At 72.3% G+C, this 19,568-nt stretch carries 15 protein-coding genes, 1 tRNA gene and 1 pseudogene; 8 read left to right on the forward strand and 9 right to left on the reverse strand.

Annotated features, from left to right (window positions below):
* Window positions 1-37: 37 nt before the first annotated feature.
* Window positions 38-1,105, reverse strand: coding sequence for a LysR family transcriptional regulator (locus ACIPYS_RS30965; RefSeq protein ID WP_400752315.1), 1,068 nt, complete (start codon window positions 1,103-1,105; stop codon window positions 38-40).
* 71 nt (window positions 1,106-1,176) lie between these two features.
* Between ACIPYS_RS30965 and ACIPYS_RS30970 the strand changes: the two genes are divergently transcribed.
* The 3 genes from ACIPYS_RS30970 to ACIPYS_RS30980 all read left to right on the forward strand — a co-directional run bounded on the left by ACIPYS_RS30970 (window position 1,177) and on the right by ACIPYS_RS30980 (window position 4,942).
* A complete protein-coding gene (locus ACIPYS_RS30970) occupies window positions 1,177-2,301 on the forward strand; it encodes a C4-dicarboxylate ABC transporter (protein ID WP_093861142.1) in 1,125 nt (374 codons plus the stop codon).
* A gap of 606 nt (window positions 2,302-2,907) precedes the next feature.
* Window positions 2,908-3,936, forward strand: coding sequence for a LuxR C-terminal-related transcriptional regulator (locus ACIPYS_RS30975; protein WP_400752319.1), 1,029 nt, complete (start codon window positions 2,908-2,910; stop codon window positions 3,934-3,936).
* A complete protein-coding gene (locus tag ACIPYS_RS30980) occupies window positions 3,923-4,942 on the forward strand; it encodes a LuxR C-terminal-related transcriptional regulator (protein WP_400752322.1) in 1,020 nt (339 codons plus the stop codon). Before ACIPYS_RS30975 ends, ACIPYS_RS30980 begins: the two co-directional genes overlap by 14 nt.
* A 7-nt stretch (window positions 4,943-4,949) precedes the next feature.
* On the opposite strand, the gene ACIPYS_RS30985 is transcribed toward ACIPYS_RS30980, so the two are convergent.
* From ACIPYS_RS30985 to dnaK, 6 genes are all read right to left on the reverse strand, one after another.
* Window positions 4,950-5,576, reverse strand: coding sequence for a hypothetical protein (locus tag ACIPYS_RS30985; RefSeq protein WP_093861139.1), 627 nt, complete (start codon window positions 5,574-5,576; stop codon window positions 4,950-4,952).
* A 547-nt stretch (window positions 5,577-6,123) separates the two neighbouring features.
* Window positions 6,124-7,134, reverse strand: coding sequence for a helix-turn-helix domain-containing protein (locus ACIPYS_RS30990; RefSeq protein ID WP_093861138.1), 1,011 nt, complete (start codon window positions 7,132-7,134; stop codon window positions 6,124-6,126).
* Between the two features lie 195 nt (window positions 7,135-7,329).
* Window positions 7,330-7,800 carry a heat shock protein transcriptional repressor HspR gene (locus ACIPYS_RS30995; protein ID WP_375969123.1) on the reverse strand — a complete coding sequence of 157 codons (471 nt, stop codon included), beginning with the start codon at window positions 7,798-7,800 and terminating at the stop codon, window positions 7,330-7,332.
* 49 nt (window positions 7,801-7,849) lie between these two features.
* Window positions 7,850-9,004 (reverse strand): molecular chaperone DnaJ, encoded by a 1,155-nt coding sequence (gene dnaJ / locus ACIPYS_RS31000; protein ID WP_093861136.1) that lies wholly within the window; start codon window positions 9,002-9,004, stop codon window positions 7,850-7,852.
* Between the two features lie 158 nt (window positions 9,005-9,162).
* Window positions 9,163-9,798, reverse strand: coding sequence for a nucleotide exchange factor GrpE (gene grpE, locus ACIPYS_RS31005; RefSeq protein ID WP_093861135.1), 636 nt, complete (start codon window positions 9,796-9,798; stop codon window positions 9,163-9,165).
* Window positions 9,795-11,642 carry a molecular chaperone DnaK gene (dnaK, locus tag ACIPYS_RS31010; protein WP_400752329.1) on the reverse strand — a complete coding sequence of 616 codons (1,848 nt, stop codon included), beginning with the start codon at window positions 11,640-11,642 and terminating at the stop codon, window positions 9,795-9,797. Before dnaK ends, grpE begins: the two co-directional genes overlap by 4 nt.
* 322 nt (window positions 11,643-11,964) lie before the next feature.
* Between dnaK and ACIPYS_RS31015 the strand changes: the two genes are divergently transcribed.
* The 4 genes and pseudogenes from ACIPYS_RS31015 to ACIPYS_RS31030 all read left to right on the forward strand — a co-directional run bounded on the left by ACIPYS_RS31015 (window position 11,965) and on the right by ACIPYS_RS31030 (window position 17,936).
* Window positions 11,965-14,187, forward strand: a complete 2,223-nt coding sequence (locus tag ACIPYS_RS31015; protein WP_093861133.1) for a (Fe-S)-binding protein — start codon at window positions 11,965-11,967, stop codon at window positions 14,185-14,187.
* A gap of 374 nt (window positions 14,188-14,561) precedes the next feature.
* Window positions 14,562-15,635, forward strand: a pseudogene (locus ACIPYS_RS31020) (sugar phosphate nucleotidyltransferase); the annotation flags it as partial.
* A gap of 216 nt (window positions 15,636-15,851) precedes the next feature.
* On the forward strand, window positions 15,852-16,895 hold the full coding sequence (locus tag ACIPYS_RS31025; protein ID WP_400752334.1) for a YIP1 family protein: 1,044 nt from the start codon (window positions 15,852-15,854) through the stop codon (window positions 16,893-16,895).
* Between the two features lie 150 nt (window positions 16,896-17,045).
* On the forward strand, window positions 17,046-17,936 hold the full coding sequence (locus ACIPYS_RS31030) for a metal-dependent hydrolase (protein ID WP_093861130.1): 891 nt from the start codon (window positions 17,046-17,048) through the stop codon (window positions 17,934-17,936).
* A gap of 73 nt (window positions 17,937-18,009) precedes the next feature.
* Here ACIPYS_RS31030 and dcd read toward each other — a convergent pair whose 3' ends face one another.
* The gene (gene dcd, locus ACIPYS_RS31035) at window positions 18,010-18,585 is read right to left on the reverse strand and encodes a dCTP deaminase (protein ID WP_093861129.1); all 576 of its coding nucleotides are present in this window, start codon (window positions 18,583-18,585) and stop codon (window positions 18,010-18,012) included.
* A gap of 82 nt (window positions 18,586-18,667) precedes the next feature.
* Window positions 18,668-18,889 carry a hypothetical protein gene (locus ACIPYS_RS31040; RefSeq protein WP_030392517.1) on the reverse strand — a complete coding sequence of 74 codons (222 nt, stop codon included), beginning with the start codon at window positions 18,887-18,889 and terminating at the stop codon, window positions 18,668-18,670.
* A 275-nt stretch (window positions 18,890-19,164) separates the two neighbouring features.
* Between ACIPYS_RS31040 and ACIPYS_RS31045 the strand changes: the two genes are divergently transcribed.
* Window positions 19,165-19,238 (forward strand) — tRNA-Gly (locus tag ACIPYS_RS31045).
* The last annotated feature ends 330 nt before the right edge of the window (window positions 19,239-19,568 follow it).

Below are 19,568 nucleotides of genomic sequence, written 5' to 3' on the forward strand. Positions count from 1 at the left end.
GCTCTCTACAGCATGCACTAAGTTGAGTCTATTCCGCTCAACTTTTGCGTGAACGGTCGGGGCGGGCCCGCAGAACGGGCCGTTCGCTCCGCGCGGCCGCCCCGGCGGTGCCGGCGGCCGCGCCCGTCCCGGTGGCCGGCCGGGCCGCCGTCCTCGGCGGGAGGGTCCGCGCCTGGGCCATCCTCGCCTGGTGCGTCCCCGCCGTCCGCCGGGTCAGCGCCAGCAGGTCCCGGGCCGGACCGGTCGGCCGCTGCCCGGACGGCCAGACCGCCCGCAGCGGCCGCCGCAGGTCCAGCTCCTCCGCCAGCCGCACCGCCACCAGCCGCCGGGTCGCCAGCTCCTCCACCACCGCCAGCTCGCTCAGGCAGACCGGCCCGGCGCCGGTCATCGCCGCCGCCTTCAGCGCCGTCGACGAGGCCAGCTCCAGCCGCGGCGGCGCGGCGCCGCCGTACGGGGCCAGCGCCATCTCCAGCACCTCCCTGGTCCCCGAGCCCGGCTCGCGCAGCACCAGCGGGGTCGCCGAGAGCTCCGCCCCGGACAGCGGCGAGCGCCGTCGCGCCCACGGATGGTCCGGCGCCACCACGACCACCAGCCGGTCCGCCGCCACCACCGCGCCCGCCAGGCCGGCCGGCGGCAGCGGCCCCTCGACGAAGCCCAGGTCGGCGTCCCCGGACAGCACGTGCCCGGCCACGTCCGCCGAGTTGGCGGTGCGCAGCGTCACGGCCGTCCCCGGATTGGTCGCGTGCAGCGCCAGCAGCCAGCCCGGCATCAGGTACTCCGCGACGGTCAGACTGGCCACCACGGTCAGCCGGGCGTCCCGGCGCTCGCGCAGCGCGTCGATCCCGGCGTCCAGCGCCTGCGCCGCCTCCACCACCTGCCGGGCCCACTCGACCACCAGCCGGCCCGCCTCGGTGGGCCGGGAGCCGCGCGGGGAGCGCTCCAGCAGCGGGACGCCGATCTGCCGCTCCATGCCCTTGATCCGGGCACTGGCGGTCGGCTGGCTCACCCCGAGCTCGGCGGCCGCCCGGCCGACACTGCCGAGCCGGGCCACCGCGAGCAGCAGCTCCAGGGCACCGATTTCGGGGACGCGCGGGGAGAGGGGCATAGATTCAGGCTATGCCCTCATAGAGCGGGCGGCGCTACCGGCGGCCGTCCTCCCGGAGCACGGTTGATGCCATGGTCACCCTGCTCAGCGCCGCTCCCCCGTTGTCCGCCCGGGCCCGTCTCGCCGCCCGGGCCCGCCGCCTCGACCTCTCCCAGCTCACCCCGAACTGGTACGCGGTGGTCATGGGGACCGCGATCGTGGCGAACGGCGCGGCGGCCCTCCCGGTCCGGTGGCCCGGCCTGCTGGGGTTCGCCGAGGTGGCCTGGGCGCTCGGACTGGCCGCCCTGCTGGTGCTCGGCGCCGCCCGCGCGGTCCACCTGACCCGGCACCGGGAGGCCGCCCGGGAGCACCTGCTGGAGAACCCGGCCACCGCCGTCTTCTACGGCTGTCCGCCGATGGCGCTGCTCTCGGTCGGCCTCGGCACCCTGACCGTCGGCTCCCGGGTCCTCGGCACCGGCCCGGCCGTCGCGATCGACCTGGTGCTGTGGACGGCGGGCACGCTGTACGCGCTGGCCGTCGCGGTCGGCATCCCCTATCTGATGATCACCCGGCACCGGGTCTCCCCGCTCGGCGCCAACCCGACCTGGCTGCTGCCCGTGGTCGCCCCGCTGGTCGCCTCCGCCGCCGGCCCGGCGCTCGTCCCGCACCTGCCCGCCGGCGGTGCCCGGGAGGCCCTGCTGTACGGCTGCGCGGCGCTGTTCGGGGTCGGCCTGCTGGCCACCCTGGCCCTGCTGCCGGTGGTGCTCACCGGCCTGGTGCACAGCAAGCTGTCCGCCCTGGCGCTCACCCCGACCCTGTTCCTGGTGCTCGGCCCGCTCGGCCAGTCGACCACCGCCGTGCACCAGCTGGCCGACGCCGCCGGCCCGGTCCTCCCCGGGCTCGCCCCGGTCGCGCTTCCGCTCGCCGAGCTGTACGGCGTGGCCGTGCTCGGTGTCGCGATGCTGTGGCTGCTGCTCGCCCTCGCCGCCAATCTGCGCGCCCGGCGGGCCGGGATGGGCTTCGGGATGACCTGGTGGGCGTTCACCTTCCCGGTCGGCACCTGTGTCACCGGGGCGGCCGCGCTGGCCCGGCACACCGGCTTCGCCGGGTTCACCGGGCTCGCCGTCGGCCTGTTCGCGCTGCTGCTGGCGGGCTGGGCGCTCGCGGCCGGCGGCACGGCCGCCGCGCTGGCCGGCGGACGGCTGCTGGCCCGCTGAGGCCCGCCCGGACCGGCGCCGGCGGAGCGGTGGCACCGCCGCGGTGGGCCCCGGCGTCCGGTTTTCCGGATTCCGGGCGTCCGCCACCGACCGGACGGACGGTCGGAAAACTTCCATCGCACCGCCCTGACCTGGTCTTTCGCAGGAACCGGCAGCGGCGCGCGGCGGTCCGGGCCGTCCCGGTGCTGCAGGTTTCTGCAATTGCGAGAACATGCAGCAGGGCGGCACTTGTTCACCGGCCGTCACGCTGTGAGGGTGGAGCCACGCCAGGTCGTCCGGGCAACCGCAGCCCGATGACGGTGACTTGCTCTTCAATACTGGATGCGACCGGCACGTCCGCACGTGCCTGCATATCGGGGGGAAGAGCGCCGGCCGGGACGCCATGTGTGGTGATGGCCCCCGGGACCGGAGCCGGCGAGGCGTTGCTGCTCCGCCTCGCCGGAAGCGCCGGGACCGCGGCGTGGACCGACGGCTCCCCGGACCCGTGTGCGACGGCACCCGGGGTCCGGGGGCCCGTCGGTCCCCAGTACCGTGAGGGCCGCCGGGCACCGTGCGGCGCGCGGAGGCCCCCACACCCCCGAGAGAACCCGGCAGGGAGCGTTCGACGTGACGTTCGGAGCGACGGTGGATCCGGAGCACGCCCCGGGCGGCGTCCCCGACGACGAGGGCGCGACCGCCGCGGCCGCCGGCGAACCCGACGAGACCGCCCGCGGCCTCTACCTCGCGATCCTCGCCGACGGCGGGCGCGTCCGCGTCGCCGACGTCCCCGAGGCCGACCGGGAGGCCGTCCGCCGGCTGGTCTCCATCGGCCTGCTGATGCCCAACCCGATGGACGCCTGCTACACCGCCGTCAGCCCCCGCTCGGTCAGTGACCGGCTCGGCGCCGAACTCCGCAGCGAGGCCACCCGGCTCCTGGTCCGCGCGGAGAACCTCCCCGGCACCCTGGACGCCCTCACCCGCGCCTACGACGCGATGCCCCGCCCGCCCGAGCGCTCCGGCGGCGCCGTCCACATCGAGGGCCACATCCACATCCGGCACCGGATCTCGCAGCTGGTCTCCGACTGCCGCACCGAGGTCCTCACCGTCCAGCCGGGGCCCCGCCCGGCCGACGCGCTCAAGATCGCGATCCAGCAGGACGTCCAGCTGCTCCGGCGCGGCTGCTCGCTGCGCACCATCTACCAGCCGGTCGCGATGTCCGAACCGCCCGCCCTCGCCTACGCCGAGGAGGTCACCCGGCGCGGCTCGCTGATCCGGATCCTGGACGAGCCCATCCAGCGGCTGATGATCTTCGACCGCTCGGTCGCCGTGATCTCCGCCTCGGAGGACCACAGCACCGCCGCGTTCATCACCGACCCGGCCGCGATCGCGTTCATCGTGAACGCCTTCGAACGCGACTGGTGCCGCGCCGACGCCATCGGCCGTTCCACCGCGCCCGGCCGGGGCGACGCCCACAGCGCTCCCGAACGCGTCGGCCGCCTCCTCGCCCGCGGCCTCACCCAACGCGCCGTCGCCACCCGCCTCGGCCTCAGCGAGCGGACGGTCGCCGCCCACATCTCCCGACTGCGCGACCGCTACGGGGCCCAGACCCTGTTCCAGCTCGGCTGGCTGATGCGGGGCGGCCGTGACGACGGATGACCCGTCGGCCGCGGCCGTCCCCAGGACCTCGGAGGTGCTGGACGCGGCACTGCCGGACGAGGCCGCCCGGGAGCTCTACCTCGGGGTGCTGGGCCGGGGCGGCCGGATCGGGTCCGCCGAGGTGGCCCCGGCGGACCGGGCCGCGCTGGCGGCGCTGATCCGCCTCGGCCTGCTGGTGCCGCACGCCCTGGACTCGTCGTACGTGGCCGTGAGCCCGCGGGCGCTCGCCGACCAGGTGGCGGCGGACCTGCGCGCGGAGGGGGTCAGGCTGCTCCAGCAGTCCGAGCGGCTGCCGGACCGCCTGGACGAACTCGTCCGGGCCTACGAACGCACCTCGCGCCACCTCGATGTGACGGGTGGTGTGGAGCACGTCGAGGGTGTGCCGGAGATCCGCACGCTGCTGACCTGCCTCGCGCGGGAGTACCCGCACGAGTCCATGACCATGCAGCCGGGAGGCGCCCGTCCGGCCGGCGTCGTCGCGGACATGCTCCACCACACCAGTGCCTACCTGCGCAGGGGCGGCAGCGTCCGGACGATCCACCAGCCGCCGGCCAGGCTCGACCCGGCCACGGTCGACTACGCCGCGGAGGTCACGCGGCTCGGCTGCTCGATCCGGACGCTGGCCGCCGACTTCAGCCGTCTGGTGATCTTCGACCGTTCGGTGGCGGTGCTGCCGAAGGGCGCGGACGGGACGAAGGCCGTGCTGGTGACCGATCCGGCCGTGGTGGCGTTCCTGGTGGACACCTTCGAGCAGCACTGGCACCACGCCGAAGGCGTCAACTGGGCGGCGCTGGCCGCCGGTACGGCCGATTCCGCGGTGCACGAGCAGGTCGGCCGGCTGCTCGCCCAGGGACTGACCCAGCGGACGATCGCCGTACGGCTGGGACTGAGCGAGCGGACCGTGGCCGCCCACATCTCCCGGCTCCGGGAGATGTACGACGCGGAGACGCTGTTCCAGCTCGGCTGGCAGATGCGCGGAGCCCGGGCGGGGGAACCCGGTGGCTGACCCGCGATCAGCCGGTGGCCGCGCCGGTGGGCCAGTAGCCGGTCGGGCCGACGGCCGGGGGCTGCTGCCGGGGGACGGTGAACTGCTCGCCGGGGGCGGTCCAGAAGCCCTCGCGCAGGGAGAGCGCCATGCCGGCCCAGTCGAGGGCGGTCTCCACGGTGTGGTGGAGCGCCTCCTGGGACCAGGTGTCGTCGAAGACCAGCGGCAGGACGGGGGCGACCTGCTCGATGGTGGCGATCAGCGGGTTGTGGGTGATGGCCTCGTCCACGAGCAGGACGATCGGCTTGCGCAGCGCGGACGCCCAGCCCAGCTCCAGGCTGACGCCGGCGGAGAGCGGCGCGCCGACGTAGGCGAAGACCAGGTCCGCGGACTGCAGCGCGCGGAAGTCCGACGGCACCCGCGGCTCGGGGGCGCGCCCGGCGACGGTCCAGGCATCGCTGTGGTGGGCGCTGTAGACGGCGGCGCCACTGCGGAGAAGGGTGGTGCGCAGGGTCGTCAGCCGCGTCCGGCTGGCGAGAGTCACCACACTGTCCGCCGGCCCGGTCAACCGCATCAGCGGCGCGGCCAGGAAGACTCGTGCACGCCGGCCCTCGGGGGCCTGGCTGTCGTGGTGACGCAGGTAGGGCTCAGTCATGATGACTCCGGGGATAGATGCCAACCAGGCCGGATTCGCCCCGTTGGGTGGTGCCTATCGGAATGCTGCTGCGCATTCGTTGCCGTCAAAACTATCTTGTCGTGCTCATGTATAGCTTTGTTGTCCCCACGTTCTTCCTGGTCGCCCCCTCTGGGGAGTGCACTGATCGTCTCTGTCGACCGTCATCACCGTCCACAGAACCGCGGTGTCATCTCGATGACTGGCAGAGAGATGACGCACTGTGCGTTCCGTCCCCCTGGCCTTCGCACGCGTCTGTGCGGCATTATGTGGCACGTTGTTCTAAACAGTGGGCTGGATACCCGGAATTAGCCCTGCCAGGAGAGGGGACATCATGTCTCGTATACGTCGGGTGGTTCGGTTTGTCCTGGTCCCACTTGTCGTCGGCGCGGGGCTTCTTGTCAGTGCTGTCGTCCCGGGGGACGACACGATCTGGAACGTCCGCGTGGGTGACGAGGCCGCGGCGCACAGGACCGTCGCCCTGGCGACGGACACCATCTGGAACTGAGCCGACGGGGTCGGTGACCGGTCACCCGAAGACTTCGGGGAGGACCTCGCCGTTGGTGGTGCGGGCCAGCGCGTAGCCGAGCTGGAAGAGCGACTCGACGTTGTGCTCGTCGCGCATCTCGGCGAGGTGGCGGGCGAGGGTCCGTTCACTGATCCCCAGCCGCCGGGCGATCACCCGGTGGTTCACGCCCTCCAGCATCAGGTCGATGATCGTCTGCCGCATCCCCGAGACGACCTGCTGCGGGACGGCGCGGGCCCCGTCGAAGTCCAGCGCGTGGCTCCAGTTGCGTTCGAAGACCTCGCTGATCAGGTAGCTGATGACGGCCTGGTCGTGGATGAACGCGGCGAGGTTCAGGTCCTCGGCGACGGGGATCACCGCGATCCGGCGGTCGATCACGATCAGTCGGGTGTAGGGCTCGTCGAGCGTCCGCACCCGGCCGCCGGCGTGGGTGATGGCGGCCACGTACTCCCTGGTCGGGGCGTGGTACCGGGTGCTCGGGTGGTAGATCGTTCTGAGCGTGATGCCCAGTCGCAGGGACACGAGGTCCCGTTCGAGGATGCCCGCCAGGGCCTCGGACGGCCGCGGGCCGCCGGGCTGGGCCGCGAGTATCTCCTCGGTGGCGCTCGAGACGATCTGCTGCACCCGCTGGTTGATCAGGACCTTGCCGCGGACGTACTCGATGGTGCCGCCGGCCTGCTCCGGCGAGTGGTAGGCGGCCGTGAGGTCGTGCAGGTCGGTGTTGAGCGCGGACGCGCGGGTGAGCAGGTCGAGGGCCTGGCGCTGCCACGAGGCGCTGAGGCTCTCGGACAGCTGCTGGGGGTCCACCGCGACGAGCACCCCGGGTTCGTCGGTGTCGGGGACGAGCAGGCCGAGGCCCACCAGTTCGTCCCGGGCCGCGCAGTCGCGGAGGAGTTCCGCGTCCTCCGCGATCCGGCCGTTCTCGCCGATGACGGCCAGGTACAGCGCACGCGCCTCCTTGGAGAGGATGCCCGTACCGCCCGCGGTGGCACTGAGCTGCTCTCGTCCACTCATCTGGGGCTCCTTGCCGTGGCCGTGCTTACCAGTACTGCCAGGTATCCAAGCAGGAAACGTGATGCAGCATGCCAGATCGGGCCGCGCCGGTGGAGCACCGCGGCCCGGTCCTCAGCACCCTCTCACCAACGCCGCGCCGCCGGCACCCCCCGGCCAGGGGGAAACCGGCGGCAGCCGTCGTACGGGCGGACGGCGTCAGCGCTTGGGGCGCCAGACGACCAGGGCGCTGGAGTGCGGGGTGGGCGGCTGGTAGGGGACGAGGTCCCGGCGGTAGGAGGCGTGGATGGTGGCCTCGCGCTGCTGGAGCGCGGTGGCCGCGCCCTCCAGGGAGTCGGCCAGTTCGGCGATGCGGGACTGGAGGGCGGTGACCTGGTTCTCCAGCTCGATGATCCGCTTGATGCCGGCCAGGTTGATGCCCTCGTCCTGGGAGAGCCGCTGGACCTCGCGCAGCTGCTGGATGTCGCGCGCGGAGTAGCGGCGGCCCCGGCCGGCGGTGCGGTCGGGGCAGACCAGGCCGAGCCGGTCGTACTGGCGGAGGGTCTGCGGGTGCAGACCGGAGAGCTCGGCGGCCACCGAGATCACGTAGACCGGGGTCTCCTCGGTGAGCACGTACTGGGGCTGCGGGGCGCTCCGCCGCGTGGTGCGGCGGGCGCCGCCACCGGGCAGGCCGTCACCGAGGCCGGGTCCGATGGGTTCGTCGGGGATCATCTGGTCGTCACGCTCCCTTCGCCGCTCTGAACAGGGCGGCTCGTGGGTCGTCGGAGGCGGTCGCCTCGCGGTACTGCTCCAGTGCGGTCAGCGCGTCGCCGGTGACGGTCTGGGGCACCACGACCTCCACGGTGACCAGCAGGTCGCCGCGGGTGCCGTCCTTGCGGGTGGCGCCCTTGCCGCGGGCCCGCAGGGTCAGGCCGTTGGCACTGCCCGGGGGCAGCTTGAGCTTCACCGACGGGCCGTTCAGGGTCGGCACCTCGATGGTGCCGCCGAGGGCGGCCTCGGGGAAGGTGACCGGGACGGTCACGGTCAGGTTGTCGCCCTTGCGCCCGAAGACGGGGTGCGGGTCGACGTGCACGGTCACGTAGAGGTCGCCCGGCTGTCCGCCGCGCTCGCCCTGGGCGCCCTTGCCCTTGAGCCGGATCCGCTGGGCGTCCTGGACGCCGGCCGGGATCCGGACCTGCATGGTGCGGGCGGAGCTGGCCCGGCCGCTGCCGTGGCAGTCGGTGCACGGGTCGTCGACGATCATGCCGCGGCCGCGGCAGTCGCGGCAGGGCTCGGAGAGCGCGAAGGCGCCCTGGCCCCGGCTCACGGTGCCGGAGCCGACGCAGGTCGGGCAGACCCGCGGGGTGGTGCCGGACTTGGCACCGGTGCCGTTGCAGAGGCGGCAGGGGGCCTGACTGGTCATCCGCAGCGGGACGGTCGCACCGTCGACGGCCTCCTCGAAGGAGAGCGTCACCTCGGTCTCGACGTCGGAGCCGCGCCGCGGCTGGGCCTGCCGGCCGCCCCGGTTGAAGAGCCCGCCGAAGACGTCGCCGATCCCGCCGCTGCCGCCGCCGCCCTGGTTGCCGTTGAACAGGTCGCCGAAGTCGAAGCTGTAGCTGCCGGTGCCACCGGGGCCGCCGGACCGGAAGCCGCCGTTGGCGAAGAGGCTGCGGGCCTCGTCGTACTCCTTGCGGCGCTTCTCGTCGGAGAGGACGTCGTACGCCTCGGAGATGTCCTTGAACCGCTCCTCGGCCTTGGTGTCGCCCTTGTTGGCGTCGGGGTGGAACTCGCGCGCCAGCTTGCGGTAGGTCTTCTTGATCTCTGTGGCGCTGGCGTCCTTCGGCACGCCGAGGACCTTGTAGTAGTCCTTCTCCACGTAGTCCTTGCCGCTCATGGCCGGCGCCACCTCCCGAGGTCCATCGTCACAGTGCTGTCAACGGTCGGAACCCGGCGAGTGGTGCCGGGGAACCTCGACAGCGCGCTGCGGAGCCGTCCGCCGTACTGGCCGGCGTACGACTCCGCAGCGCAAGGGTTGTCAGCTGTCACCGGTGGTCAGCTGTCCGAGCCACCGTCGGCCTGGTCCTTCTTCTCCCCGCCCTCGGCGGTGTCGGCGTCCGGGCCGGGCGCGGTCTGGGTGCCCGGCTGGGGCTCCGCGACCGCGACCATCGCCGGGCGGATGATCCGCTCGCCGATCCGGTAACCGGGCTGGAGGATCTGGACACAGGTGTCCTCGGTGACCTCCGAGGAGTAGCTGTGCATCAGCGCCTCGTGCATGGTCGGGTCGAAGGGCTCGCCCTCCTTGCCGAACTGCTGCAGGCCCAGCTTGGCGACGACCGTCTCCAGCGACTCGGCGACGGACTTGAAGCCGCCCGTCACCTCGCCGTGGTCGCGGGCCCGGCCGATGTCGTCCAGGACCGGGATCAGCGACTCCAGGATGTTGGAGACGGCGATCTCGCGGACCGTCAGCCGGTCGCGCTCGACCCGCTTGCGGTAGTTCTGGTACTCGGCCTGGAGGCGCTGGAGGTCGGCGGTGCGCTCGGCCAGCTCGCGCTTGGCCGTGGCGTCCCCGGGGGTGCCGGCGTCGGTGCTCTCGGCACCGGCCGCGGCGGCCTCCTCGGCGGCCTTGATCACGGCCTCCTCGGCGGCGGAGTCGTCGCCGGGCTCGGCACCCTGCGGCTTCTCCGTCATGCCGCACCGCCCTTGGGCTTCTCGTCGTCCACGATCTCGGCGTCGACGACGTCGTCGTCCTTGGCACCGGCCTCGCCGGCGTCGCCGGCCGCGCCCGCCGCACCGGCGGCGTCGGCGTTGGCGTAGAGCGCCTGGCCGAGCTTCTGGGCGGTGGTGGAGACCTTCTCCGAGGCCTCGCGGATCTTCGCGATGTCGTCGCCCTTCAGGGCCTCCTTGAGCTCGCCGATGGCGGTCTCGACCTCGGTCTTGACGTCGGCCGGGAGCTTGTCGGAGTTGTCGGCGATGAACTTCTCGGTGGAGTAGACGAGCTGCTCGGCCTGGTTGCGGGTCTCCACGGCCTCGCGGCGCTCGTGGTCCTCGGCCGCGTACTGCTCGGCCTCGCGCATCATGCGCTCGATGTCGTCCTTCGGCAGCGCGGAGCCGCCGGTGACGGTCATCTTCTGCTCCTTGCCGGTGCCGAGGTCCTTCGCGCCGACGTGCATGATGCCGTTGGCGTCGATGTCGAAGGTGACCTCGATCTGGGGCAGGCCGCGGGGGGCCGGCGGCAGGCCGGTCAGCTCGAACATGCCGAGCTTCTTGTTGTACGCCGCGATCTCGCGCTCGCCCTGGTAGACCTGGATCTGCACGGACGGCTGGTTGTCCTCGGCCGTGGTGAAGATCTCGGAACGCTTGGTCGGGATCGTGGTGTTGCGCTCGATCAGCTTGGTCATGATGCCGCCCTTGGTCTCGATGCCGAGGGACAGCGGGGTGACGTCGAGCAGCAGGACGTCCTTGACCTCGCCCTTGAGGACACCGGCCTGGAGCGAGGCGCCGATGGCGACGACCTCGTCCGGGTTGACGCCCTTGTTGGCGTCCTTGCCGCCGGTCAGCTCGCGGACGAGCTCGGCGACGGCCGGCATACGGGTCGAGCCGCCGACGAGGACGACGTGGTCGATCTCGGAGAGGGCGATGCCCGCGTCCTTGATGACGTTGTGGAACGGGACCTTGCAGCGCTCCAGCAGGTCCGAGGTGAGCTGCTGGAACTGGGCCCGGGTGAGCTTCTCGTCCAGGTGCAGCGGGCCCTCGGCGGAGGCCGTGATGTAGGGCAGGTTGATCGAGGTCTCGGAGGACGAGGACAGCTCGATCTTGGCCTTCTCGGAGGCCTCGCGCAGACGCTGCAGCGCCATCTTGTCCTTGGACAGGTCGACGCCGTGGCCGGCCTGGAAGACCTTGACCAGGTGGTCGACGACCTTCTGGTCCCAGTCGTCGCCACCGAGGTGGTTGTCACCGTTGGTGGCCTTCACCTCGACGACGCCGTCGCCGATCTCCAGCAGCGAGACGTCGAAGGTGCCGCCGCCGAGGTCGAAGACCAGAATGGTCTGGTCGTCCTTGTCCAGGCCGTAGGCCAGGGCGGCCGCGGTCGGCTCGTTGACGATGCGCAGGACGTTGAGGCCCGCGATCTCACCGGCCTCCTTGGTGGCCTGGCGCTCGGAGTCGGAGAAGTACGCCGGAACGGTGATGACGGCGTCGGTGACCGTCTCGCCCAGGTAGGACTCGGCGTCGCGCTTCAGCTTCTGCAGGATGAAGGCGCTGATCTGCTGCGGGTTGAAGTCCTTGCCGTCCAGCCCGATCTTCCAGCTGGTGCCCATGTGGCGCTTGACCGAGCGAATGGTGCGGTCCACGTTGGTGACCGCCTGGCGCTTGGCCACCTCGCCGACGAGCACCTCGCCGTTCTTGGCGAAGGCGACGACGGACGGCGTGGTCCGCGCGCCCTCGGCGTTCGTGATGACGGTGGGCTCGCCACCCTCCAGAACGCTGACGACCGAGTTCGTCGTGCCGAGGTCGATGCCGACCGCGCGTGCCATCGTAAATACCTCCACGGAAGAGTTGAGCTTTACAGGCTCAAGGATGCATGACAGGCCGGGACGCGTCAACAGCTATGAGTCCTCGGCGCTCAACTTTGGTGAGCGGCGGGGTGCGCGAACGGACTCCGGCGCCCGGCCGGGACACGGCCGGGGTGCCCCCGGGCGTGCGTTCACGTGACTGCCGCCATACCTTGAGCATCTTCAGGAGAAGTGGTGCCCGGCGGTAATGTCCGAGCCGTCGGCCCAGGAAGTTACCGACGAGTACACTGCCCCGGAGAAACCGCACACCCGTAACAAGCAAGCCGCAGGAGACGGAGAGCCGATGCAGCTAGCAGCGATCGTCATCTCGCTGGTCACGTTCGTGGTCGGCACCGCGCTCGCCGCTCGTGCGGCGCTGTACATCTACCGGGTGGTGCGGACCGGCCAGCCGGACGCCACCCGCTTCGGGCAGCCCGCCCAGCGGGCGAAGACGGTGGCCGTGGAGTTCGTCGGCCACACCAGGATGAACCGCTGGGGGATCGTCGGCGTCGCCCACTGGTTCGTCGCGGTCGGCTTCTTCACCCTGGGCCTGACCCTGCTCACCGCGTTCTTCCAGCTGTTCGACGCCGAGTTCGTGCTGCCGGTGCTCGGCGGCTGGCTGCCGTACGAGCTCTTCACCGAGCTGGTCGGCACCTTCACCACGCTGGGCATCGCCGCCCTGATCGTGATCCGGCTGCTGAGCCTGCCCGGCCGGGCGGGCCGCAAGTCGCGCTTCGCCGGCTCGATCGCCTGGCAGGCCTTCTACGTCGAGTACACGATCCTCGGCATCGGCCTGTGCATCATGATCCTGCGCGGCCTGGAGGGCGCGCTGGAGCACGTCGGCTCCTACGAGGCCAAGTACCTGATCTCCTACCCGCTGGTGGCGGCGTTCCGCGGGCTGTCCCACGGGACCCTGGAGAACCTGGTCTACGTCTTCGCGATGCTGAAGATCTGCACCTCCTTCGCCTGGGCGATCACCATCGGCATCAACCCCTCGATGGGCGTCGCCTGGCACCGCTTCCTGGCCTTCTTCAACATCTACTTCAAGCGCGCGGAGGACGGCTCCACCGCGCTCGGCGAGCTGCGCCCGATGACCAGCGGCGGCGCGCCGATCGACTTCGAGGACCCGGCCGACGACGCCGTCTTCGGCGTCTCCCAGGTCGAGCACTTCTCCTGGAAGGGCATCCTCGACTTCTCCACCTGCACCGAGTGCGGCCGCTGCCAGTCGCAGTGCCCGGCCTGGAACACCGGCAAGCCGCTCTCGCCGAAGCTGCTGATCATGAGCCTGCGCGAGCACGCCTTCGGCAAGGCCCCCTACCTCCTGGCCGGCGGCGGCAAGGACATGGAGGGCGAGGAGAAGGCCACCGCCGAGCAGCTGGCGGACGTCCCGGCGGCCGCCCTCGCCGAGGCCGAGCGCCCGCTGATCGGCACCGCCGAGGAGAACGGCGTCATCGACCCGGACGTGCTGTGGTCCTGCACCACCTGCGGCGCCTGCGTCGAGCAGTGCCCGGTCGACATCGAGCACATCGACCACATCGTCGACATGCGCCGCTACCAGGTCATGATCGAGTCCTCGTTCCCCACCGAGGCCGGCACCATGCTCAAGAACCTGGAGAACAAGGGCAACCCCTGGGGCATGGCCACCAAGGCCCGCCTGGACTGGGTCAAGGAGCTCAAGAAGGAGACCGGCATCGAGGTGCCGGTGATCGGCGAGGACATCGACCCGGCCGAGGTCGAGTACCTGTACTGGGTGGGCTGCGCCGGCGCCCTGGAGGACCGGGCGAAGAAGACCACCAAGGCCTTCGCCGAACTGCTGCACACCGCGGGCGTGAAGTTCGCCATCCTCGGCAAGGAGGAGTCCTGCACCGGTGACTCCGCCCGCCGGCTGGGCAACGAGTTCCTCTTCCAGATGCTCGGCGCGCAGAACGTCGAGACCCTGAACGCCGCGCTGGAGGACGCCCCGGTCAAGCGGATCGTGGCGACCTGCCCGCACTGCTTCAACACCATCGCCAACGAGTACCCGCAGCTGGGCGGCCACTTCGAGGTCATCCACCACACCCAGCTGCTGCAGCACCTCATCGACGAAGGCAAGCTCGTGCCGGTCAACCCGGTCGAGGGCCTGATCACGTACCACGACCCCTGCTACCTGGGCCGCCACAACAAGGTCTACAGCCCGCCGCGCGAGATCATGGACAAGGTCCCCGGTCTGCGCCAGCAGGAGATGCACCGCCACAAGGAGCGCGGCTTCTGCTGCGGCGCCGGCGGCGCGCGGATGTGGATGGAGGAGCGCATCGGCAAGCGGATCAACACCGAGCGCGTGGACGAGGCGCTGTCCCTGAACCCGGACATCGTCTCCACCGCCTGCCCGTTCTGCCTGGTGATGCTCTCCGACTCGGTGAACGGCAAGAAGAACGAGGGCGCGGCCAAGGAGCACCTGAAGGTCGTCGACGTCGCCCAGCTGCTGCTCGACTCGGTCAAGGCGGTCCCGCCGGCCGCGGCCGAGGAGCCGCAGACGGTCGACGCCTGAGCGGCGTCCCGACCGACGGGGCCGTGAACCGGCCCGGTTGTTCGACAGTTCTGCAACAACCGCCCGGCCCGGGGGGTGCCACCGGCATCCGCCCGGGCCGGGTCTTTCCGGTGACCGCCCGGGGATTTTCCGGTGACGGCCCCGGGCTCTCCGGACCGCCGCCCGGTTCCGTTCCGGCCGCCGCCCGGCTCCGTCCCGGGTGCCGAGGGCAGGACCACCGCGCGGCGCTCCTGTCGGAAGGAAATACAGTAGGCGCCGGACCGGCCGTGAGCCGGTCGATCCGTTCCGGCCCCCGGAACGGCGTACACCACACCGACGGAGGTATCGGCCCGCCGGGCCGGGCCGCACAGAGCACAAGGGGAACAGCGCAGACCATGACCGAGGCGATCATGCTGGTCGGTGGTAAGGGCACGCGACTGCGTCCGCTGACCACCCACACCCCCAAGCCCATGCTGCCGGTGGCAGGCGTCCCGTTCATCGCGCACCAGCTGGCGCGCGCGGCGGCGGCCGGGGTCACCCGCGTGGTGCTCGCCACCTCCTACCTCGCCGAGGTCTTCGAGGACCACTTCCAGGACGGCACCCCCTACGGCATCGAGCTGGTCTACCTGACCGAGCGCGAGCCGCTCGGCACCGGCGGCGCCATCCGCAACGCGGCCACCGGGCTCACCTGCGGCCCGGACGAGCCGGTCCTGGTGTTCAACGGCGACATCCTCTCCGGCGTCGACATCGCCGCCCTGCGCGACGGCCACGTGGCCGCCGGAGCCGACGTCACCCTGCACCTCACCCGGGTCGAGGACCCGCGCGCGTTCGGCCTCGTGCCGACCGACGAGCACGGCCGGGTGCTGGAGTTCCTGGAGAAGCCGGAGACGCCGGAGCAGATCGTCACCGACCAGATCAACGCCGGCTGCTACGTCTTCACCCGTTCCGTCATCGACCGCATCCCGGCCGGCCGCGAGGTCTCCGTCGAGCGCGAGACCTTCCCCGAGCTGCTGGCCACCGGCGCGCTGCTGCGCGGCGTCGTGGACACCTCGTACTGGCTCGACCTCGGCACCCCGGCCGCCTTCGTCCGCGGCTCGGCCGACCTGGTGCTCGGCAAGGTCGACTCGCCCGCCGTGCCCGGCCCGACCGGCGACGCCCTGCTGCTGCCCGGGTCGACCGTCCGGCACGGCGCGGTGCTCAGCGGCGGCACCGTGGTCGCCGAGGGGGCGGTGGTCGAGGCCGGCGCCATCGTCGAGGGCAGCGTGATCCTGCCCGGTGCCGTGATCGGCGCCGACACCCTGGTCAAGGACTCGATCGTGGGCGCCTTCGCGACCGTCGGCGACCGCACCGCGCTGGACGGCGCGGTGATCGGGGACGGCGCGATCGTGGAGTCCGACAACGAGCTGCCGAACGGCATCCGGATCGCCTGCGGCACCCTGCTGCCGGTCGGTGCCGTCCGTACCTCGGCCGGCCCGGGCGGGTGCCCGGCCGGCACCAGCGCCGCGGCCTCCGTGCACGGGCCGAAGGTGGCCGTGGGGCAGTAGCCGCCTCCGTGCACGGGCCGGAGGTGGCCGTGGGGCGGTAACGCGCCGCCGTGGCCCCGCGGCAGTAACAGGCTCGCTGCAAACCGGACCCGGTCCGGTGCCCGGCCACCGGGGCGCCCGCCGGGCGGGTACCTTCGGAACGTGGCTGGCAATCGATACGACAGCGGTCAGGGCGCCGAACCCCGTGGCGGGTGGTCGGCGCCCCCGCAGCAGCAGGCGGCGCCCGGGGGGTACGGGCCGACGGACGGACCGGAGTACTTCACCGGCCCGCAGCAGGGACCCGGCGGCCCGCAGCAGGGCCCGGCGGACCCGTACGGGCCCGGCCCCCGCTCCCCGTACGCCTCGCAGCAGGACCCGTACGGCGGGCAGCGGGACCCGTACGCGGGGCAGCAGCCCTACCCGGGGCAGCCGGGGCAGCCCTACGGCGGGCCGCAGCGGGACCCGTACGCGGCCGACCAGCCCGGTCACACCCGGGCCTTCCCGGTCGGCGCCGACCCGTACGCGGGCGAGCCGTCCTCCTACGCTCCGGAGCAGCCGCCGTACCCCGACGGCCCCGGTCAGCAGGGCCGGGCCCAGGGTTACGGCGACGACAACGTCGCCGTCTACCGGGCCGGCGGCCAGTCCGCACCGCAGGCCACCGGCCCCAGGCCGAGCTGGCGCGAACTGCTGACCGGACTCTTCCGCACCCCCACCGCGATCTTCGACCGCACCCGCGACCACCAGGTCTGGCTGCCCGCCGTCACGGTCTCCCTGCTCTACGGCGCCCTCGCCGTGCTCGGCCTCGGCATGACCCGCGACGACGTGGTCAACTCCACCTTCACCGTGGCGCTCACCGCGCTGCTGGCGGCGGCGATCGGCTTCACCCTGGCCGGCGCCATGCTCGGAGGGGTCACCTACGCGCTGGCCCGGCAGTTCGGCGGCGACGGCCCGTGGCAGTCCACGGTCGGCCTGGCCGTGCTGATCGGCTGGGTCACGGACGCGCCCCGGCTGCTGCTGGCACTGGTGCTGCCGGCCGACAACCTGCTGGTCCAGGTGGTCGGCTGGGCCACCTGGCTGCTCTGCGCGTTCCTGCTGACCAGCATGGTCCGCCGGGTGCACGACCTCCCCTGGGGCAAGGCGGCCGGTGCGGCGGCGCTGCAGCTGCTGGCGCTGCTGGTGCTGATCAAGCTGCCGACCCTCGGCTGACCCCCGTCCCCCTTCCCGACCCGCCCCCGGACCTCGGGGACAATGGAGCACGGGCCTCGCCTCGCGGGGCCCGTCGCCGTTTCCCGGGCCGTCCCGTCCGGGCCGCGCCCTTCCCCTGTCCAGTCCACCCTCACCCGCACGGAGCCAGGCATGACCCTCCCCACCACGCACGTCAGCTTCCCGGCCGGGGCGGTGACCGGCGAGTCGACGGTGCTGGCGGTGCACCCGCTGGACGGCGGCCGGTACGCCGTGGTCACCGGGGCGACGCCGTTCCACCCGCTCGACCACACCTGGCCGGACCAGCCCGCCGACCTCGGCACGCTCACCGTGGACGGCGTGGAGCTGGCCGTCGTCGACTGCCTCACCGGTGCGGTCGGCCCGGACGGCGGCCCGGTGCTGGTGGGAGCCGACATCCCGGTCCGCCGCGGCGACGAGGAGTGGTCCTGGCTGGTCCTGCACGTCCTCGCGGCGGACCCGGGCGACATCGTCGGCCGGACCGCCGCCCTCGCCGTCGACGCCGGCCGGCGCGGGGCTCTCAGCGCCTCCCACAGCGGCTGCCACCTGCTCGCCCTCGCCCTCAACGAGGCGCTCGCGCCGCGCTGGCGCAAGGACCCGGGCCGCACCGACGCCTTCGGCCACCCGGACTTCGACAGCCTCGCCATGGCGAGCTCGGTGATGGACACCGAGGCGAGCACCGACACCTACCGGCTCGGCAAGTCGCTGCGCAAGAAGGGCTTCACCGCCGAGGCCACCGAGGAGTTCCCGGCCCTCGCCGACGCCCTCCCCGAGCTGACCGAGGCCGTCAACCGCCGGCTGGCCGGCTGGGTCGCCGCCGACGCCCCGGTGCGCATCGACGTCCCCGGCCCCGAGCTGACCGCCCGCCGCGAGTGGAACTGCGAGCTGCCCGAGGGCGCGGCGCGGATCTTCTGCGGCGGCACCCATCTGCACCACCTGGGCGAGCTGGCCGAGCTCCGCACCGAACTGCGGCTCTCCGAGGACGGCAGCGAGCTGGTCGCCGTCACCCGCCCGAAGCGGGCCTGACACGGCGGCGGGCGGCCACCCCGTCCAGGGTGGCCGCCCGTGTCGTGCCCGCTCGCGCTGCTCGCGGCGCCGCTCAGACCTCGGAGCGGTGGAAGTTCAGGTAGGAACGCGACGGCGTCGGGCCGCGCTGCCCCTGGTAGCGCGAGCCGTACCGCTGCGAGCCGTACGGGTGCTCCGAGGGCGAGGAGAGCCGGAACAGGCAGAGCTGCCCGATCTTCATACCCGGGTAGAGCTTGATCGGCAGGGTCGCGACGTTCGACAGCTCCAGCGTGACGTGCCCGCTGAACCCGGGGTCGATGAAACCCGCCGTGGAGTGCGTCAGCAGACCGAGCCGGCCCAGGCTGGACTTGCCCTCCAGCCGCGAGGCGACGTCGTCGGGCAGCGTGATGACCTCGAAGGTCGACGCCAGCACGAACTCGCCCGGGTGCAGGATGAACGCGTCGTCGCCCTCCGGCTCGACCAGACGGGTCAGGTCCGGCTGCTCCTCGGAGGGGTCGATGTGCGGGTAGCGGTGGTTCTCGAAGACCCTGAAGAAGCGGTCCAGTCGCACGTCGATGCTCGACGGCTGGACCATCGCGGGGTCGAACGGATCGATCACCACCCGGCCGTTGTCGATCTCGGCCCGGATGTCCTTGTCAGAGAGCAGCACGCTTCGAGGTTACGTGCACGATGCGGCCCCGGACGAATCGCCCGGGGCCGCACCCGTCACATCTCTCCCACGACCGCCCTCGTCAGGCGAGGAACTCCGCGGCCTCCAGCCGCAGTGCCCGGGCCAGTTGCGGCTCGGACAGCTCCCGCACGTCGGCGAGCACCGAACTCCTCAGCCGTCCGCACTGCGGGCACCGGATCAGCCGCCCCGGCCCCAGCCGGCCGGCGCCGAGATTCTGCATCGGGAACGTGGTGGTGCTGAACAGGTGCCCCTCGGCACAACGAACGACGGCGCGCTGCTCCATCGATCCCCTTCCCATCCTTACCCCGGTACTCACCCGTACTCGTCGCCCCGAACGGCGGAGCCCCCGGGACCAGCGTCACATTAGGGGAAGTTCCGGACATTCCACACCAAGGCTCGCCGCCCGCACCCACCCGCCGGGGCAGTCTCGCGCGGCCCACACAGTACGCCCCCGCCCCCACCCCGCGCGGCTCCGCCACGACCTCCGGCCGCCTGTGCGGCGACCGTCACGGATGGGGTACAGTGAGGGCAGATCGAGCGTCTCTGACGACTCGTCAGGCGGGCGTAGTTTAATGGTAGAACATGAGCTTCCCAAGCTTATAGCGCGAGTTCGATTCTCGTCGCCCGCTCCATCGATAAAGCCGCAGGTCAGCGACCTGCGGCTTTTGCGTTCTCCGGACCGGTCCAGCTATTTCCGGCATGGCCGGGAGCTGGGTGGCGGAGTGCGCCGCAGACGATCCGAGCGAGGCCCGGGCAGGGCGCCGGGAGCCGGCGGCGGCGCGTTCGGGGCATCGTCGCAGCGGCTTTGTCGCCAGGTGTTCCCGGTGTCCGGCGATGCGACGACGAGGGCCGTCGCGAATGGCCTGCCCGGTGCGGGCGGGGCCGGTGGACGACGCGGTCGTGCCGGTTCTCCGCAGCGCTGCCGGAACGGTCGACGGATACTGCGGAACCGGGGAGTTGAG

The organism is Kitasatospora sp. NPDC089913, from assembly GCF_044748625.1.
Taxonomy (GTDB): Bacteria; Actinomycetota; Actinomycetes; order Streptomycetales; family Streptomycetaceae; genus Kitasatospora.

What these genes read in the sequence shown, in the direction of transcription:
- ACIPYS_RS30965 (WP_400752315.1), bottom strand. Translation starts at nt 1,105, where the DNA reads ATGCCCCTCTCCCCGCGCGTCCCCGAAATCGGTGCCCTGGAGCTGCTG.
- ACIPYS_RS30970 (WP_093861142.1), top strand. Translation starts at nt 1,177, where the DNA reads ATGGTCACCCTGCTCAGCGCCGCTCCCCCGTTGTCCGCCCGGGCCCGT.
- ACIPYS_RS30985 (WP_093861139.1), bottom strand. Translation starts at nt 5,576, where the DNA reads ATGACTGAGCCCTACCTGCGTCACCACGACAGCCAGGCCCCCGAGGGC.
- ACIPYS_RS30990 (WP_093861138.1), bottom strand. Translation starts at nt 7,134, where the DNA reads ATGAGTGGACGAGAGCAGCTCAGTGCCACCGCGGGCGGTACGGGCATC.
- dnaJ (WP_093861136.1), bottom strand. Translation starts at nt 9,004, where the DNA reads ATGAGCGGCAAGGACTACGTGGAGAAGGACTACTACAAGGTCCTCGGC.
- grpE (WP_093861135.1), bottom strand. Translation starts at nt 9,798, where the DNA reads ATGACGGAGAAGCCGCAGGGTGCCGAGCCCGGCGACGACTCCGCCGCC.
- dnaK (WP_400752329.1), bottom strand. Translation starts at nt 11,642, where the DNA reads ATGGCACGCGCGGTCGGCATCGACCTCGGCACGACGAACTCGGTCGTC.
- ACIPYS_RS31015 (WP_093861133.1), top strand. Translation starts at nt 11,965, where the DNA reads ATGCAGCTAGCAGCGATCGTCATCTCGCTGGTCACGTTCGTGGTCGGC.
- ACIPYS_RS31030 (WP_093861130.1), top strand. Translation starts at nt 17,046, where the DNA reads ATGACCCTCCCCACCACGCACGTCAGCTTCCCGGCCGGGGCGGTGACC.
- ACIPYS_RS31040 (WP_030392517.1), bottom strand. Translation starts at nt 18,889, where the DNA reads ATGGAGCAGCGCGCCGTCGTTCGTTGTGCCGAGGGGCACCTGTTCAGC.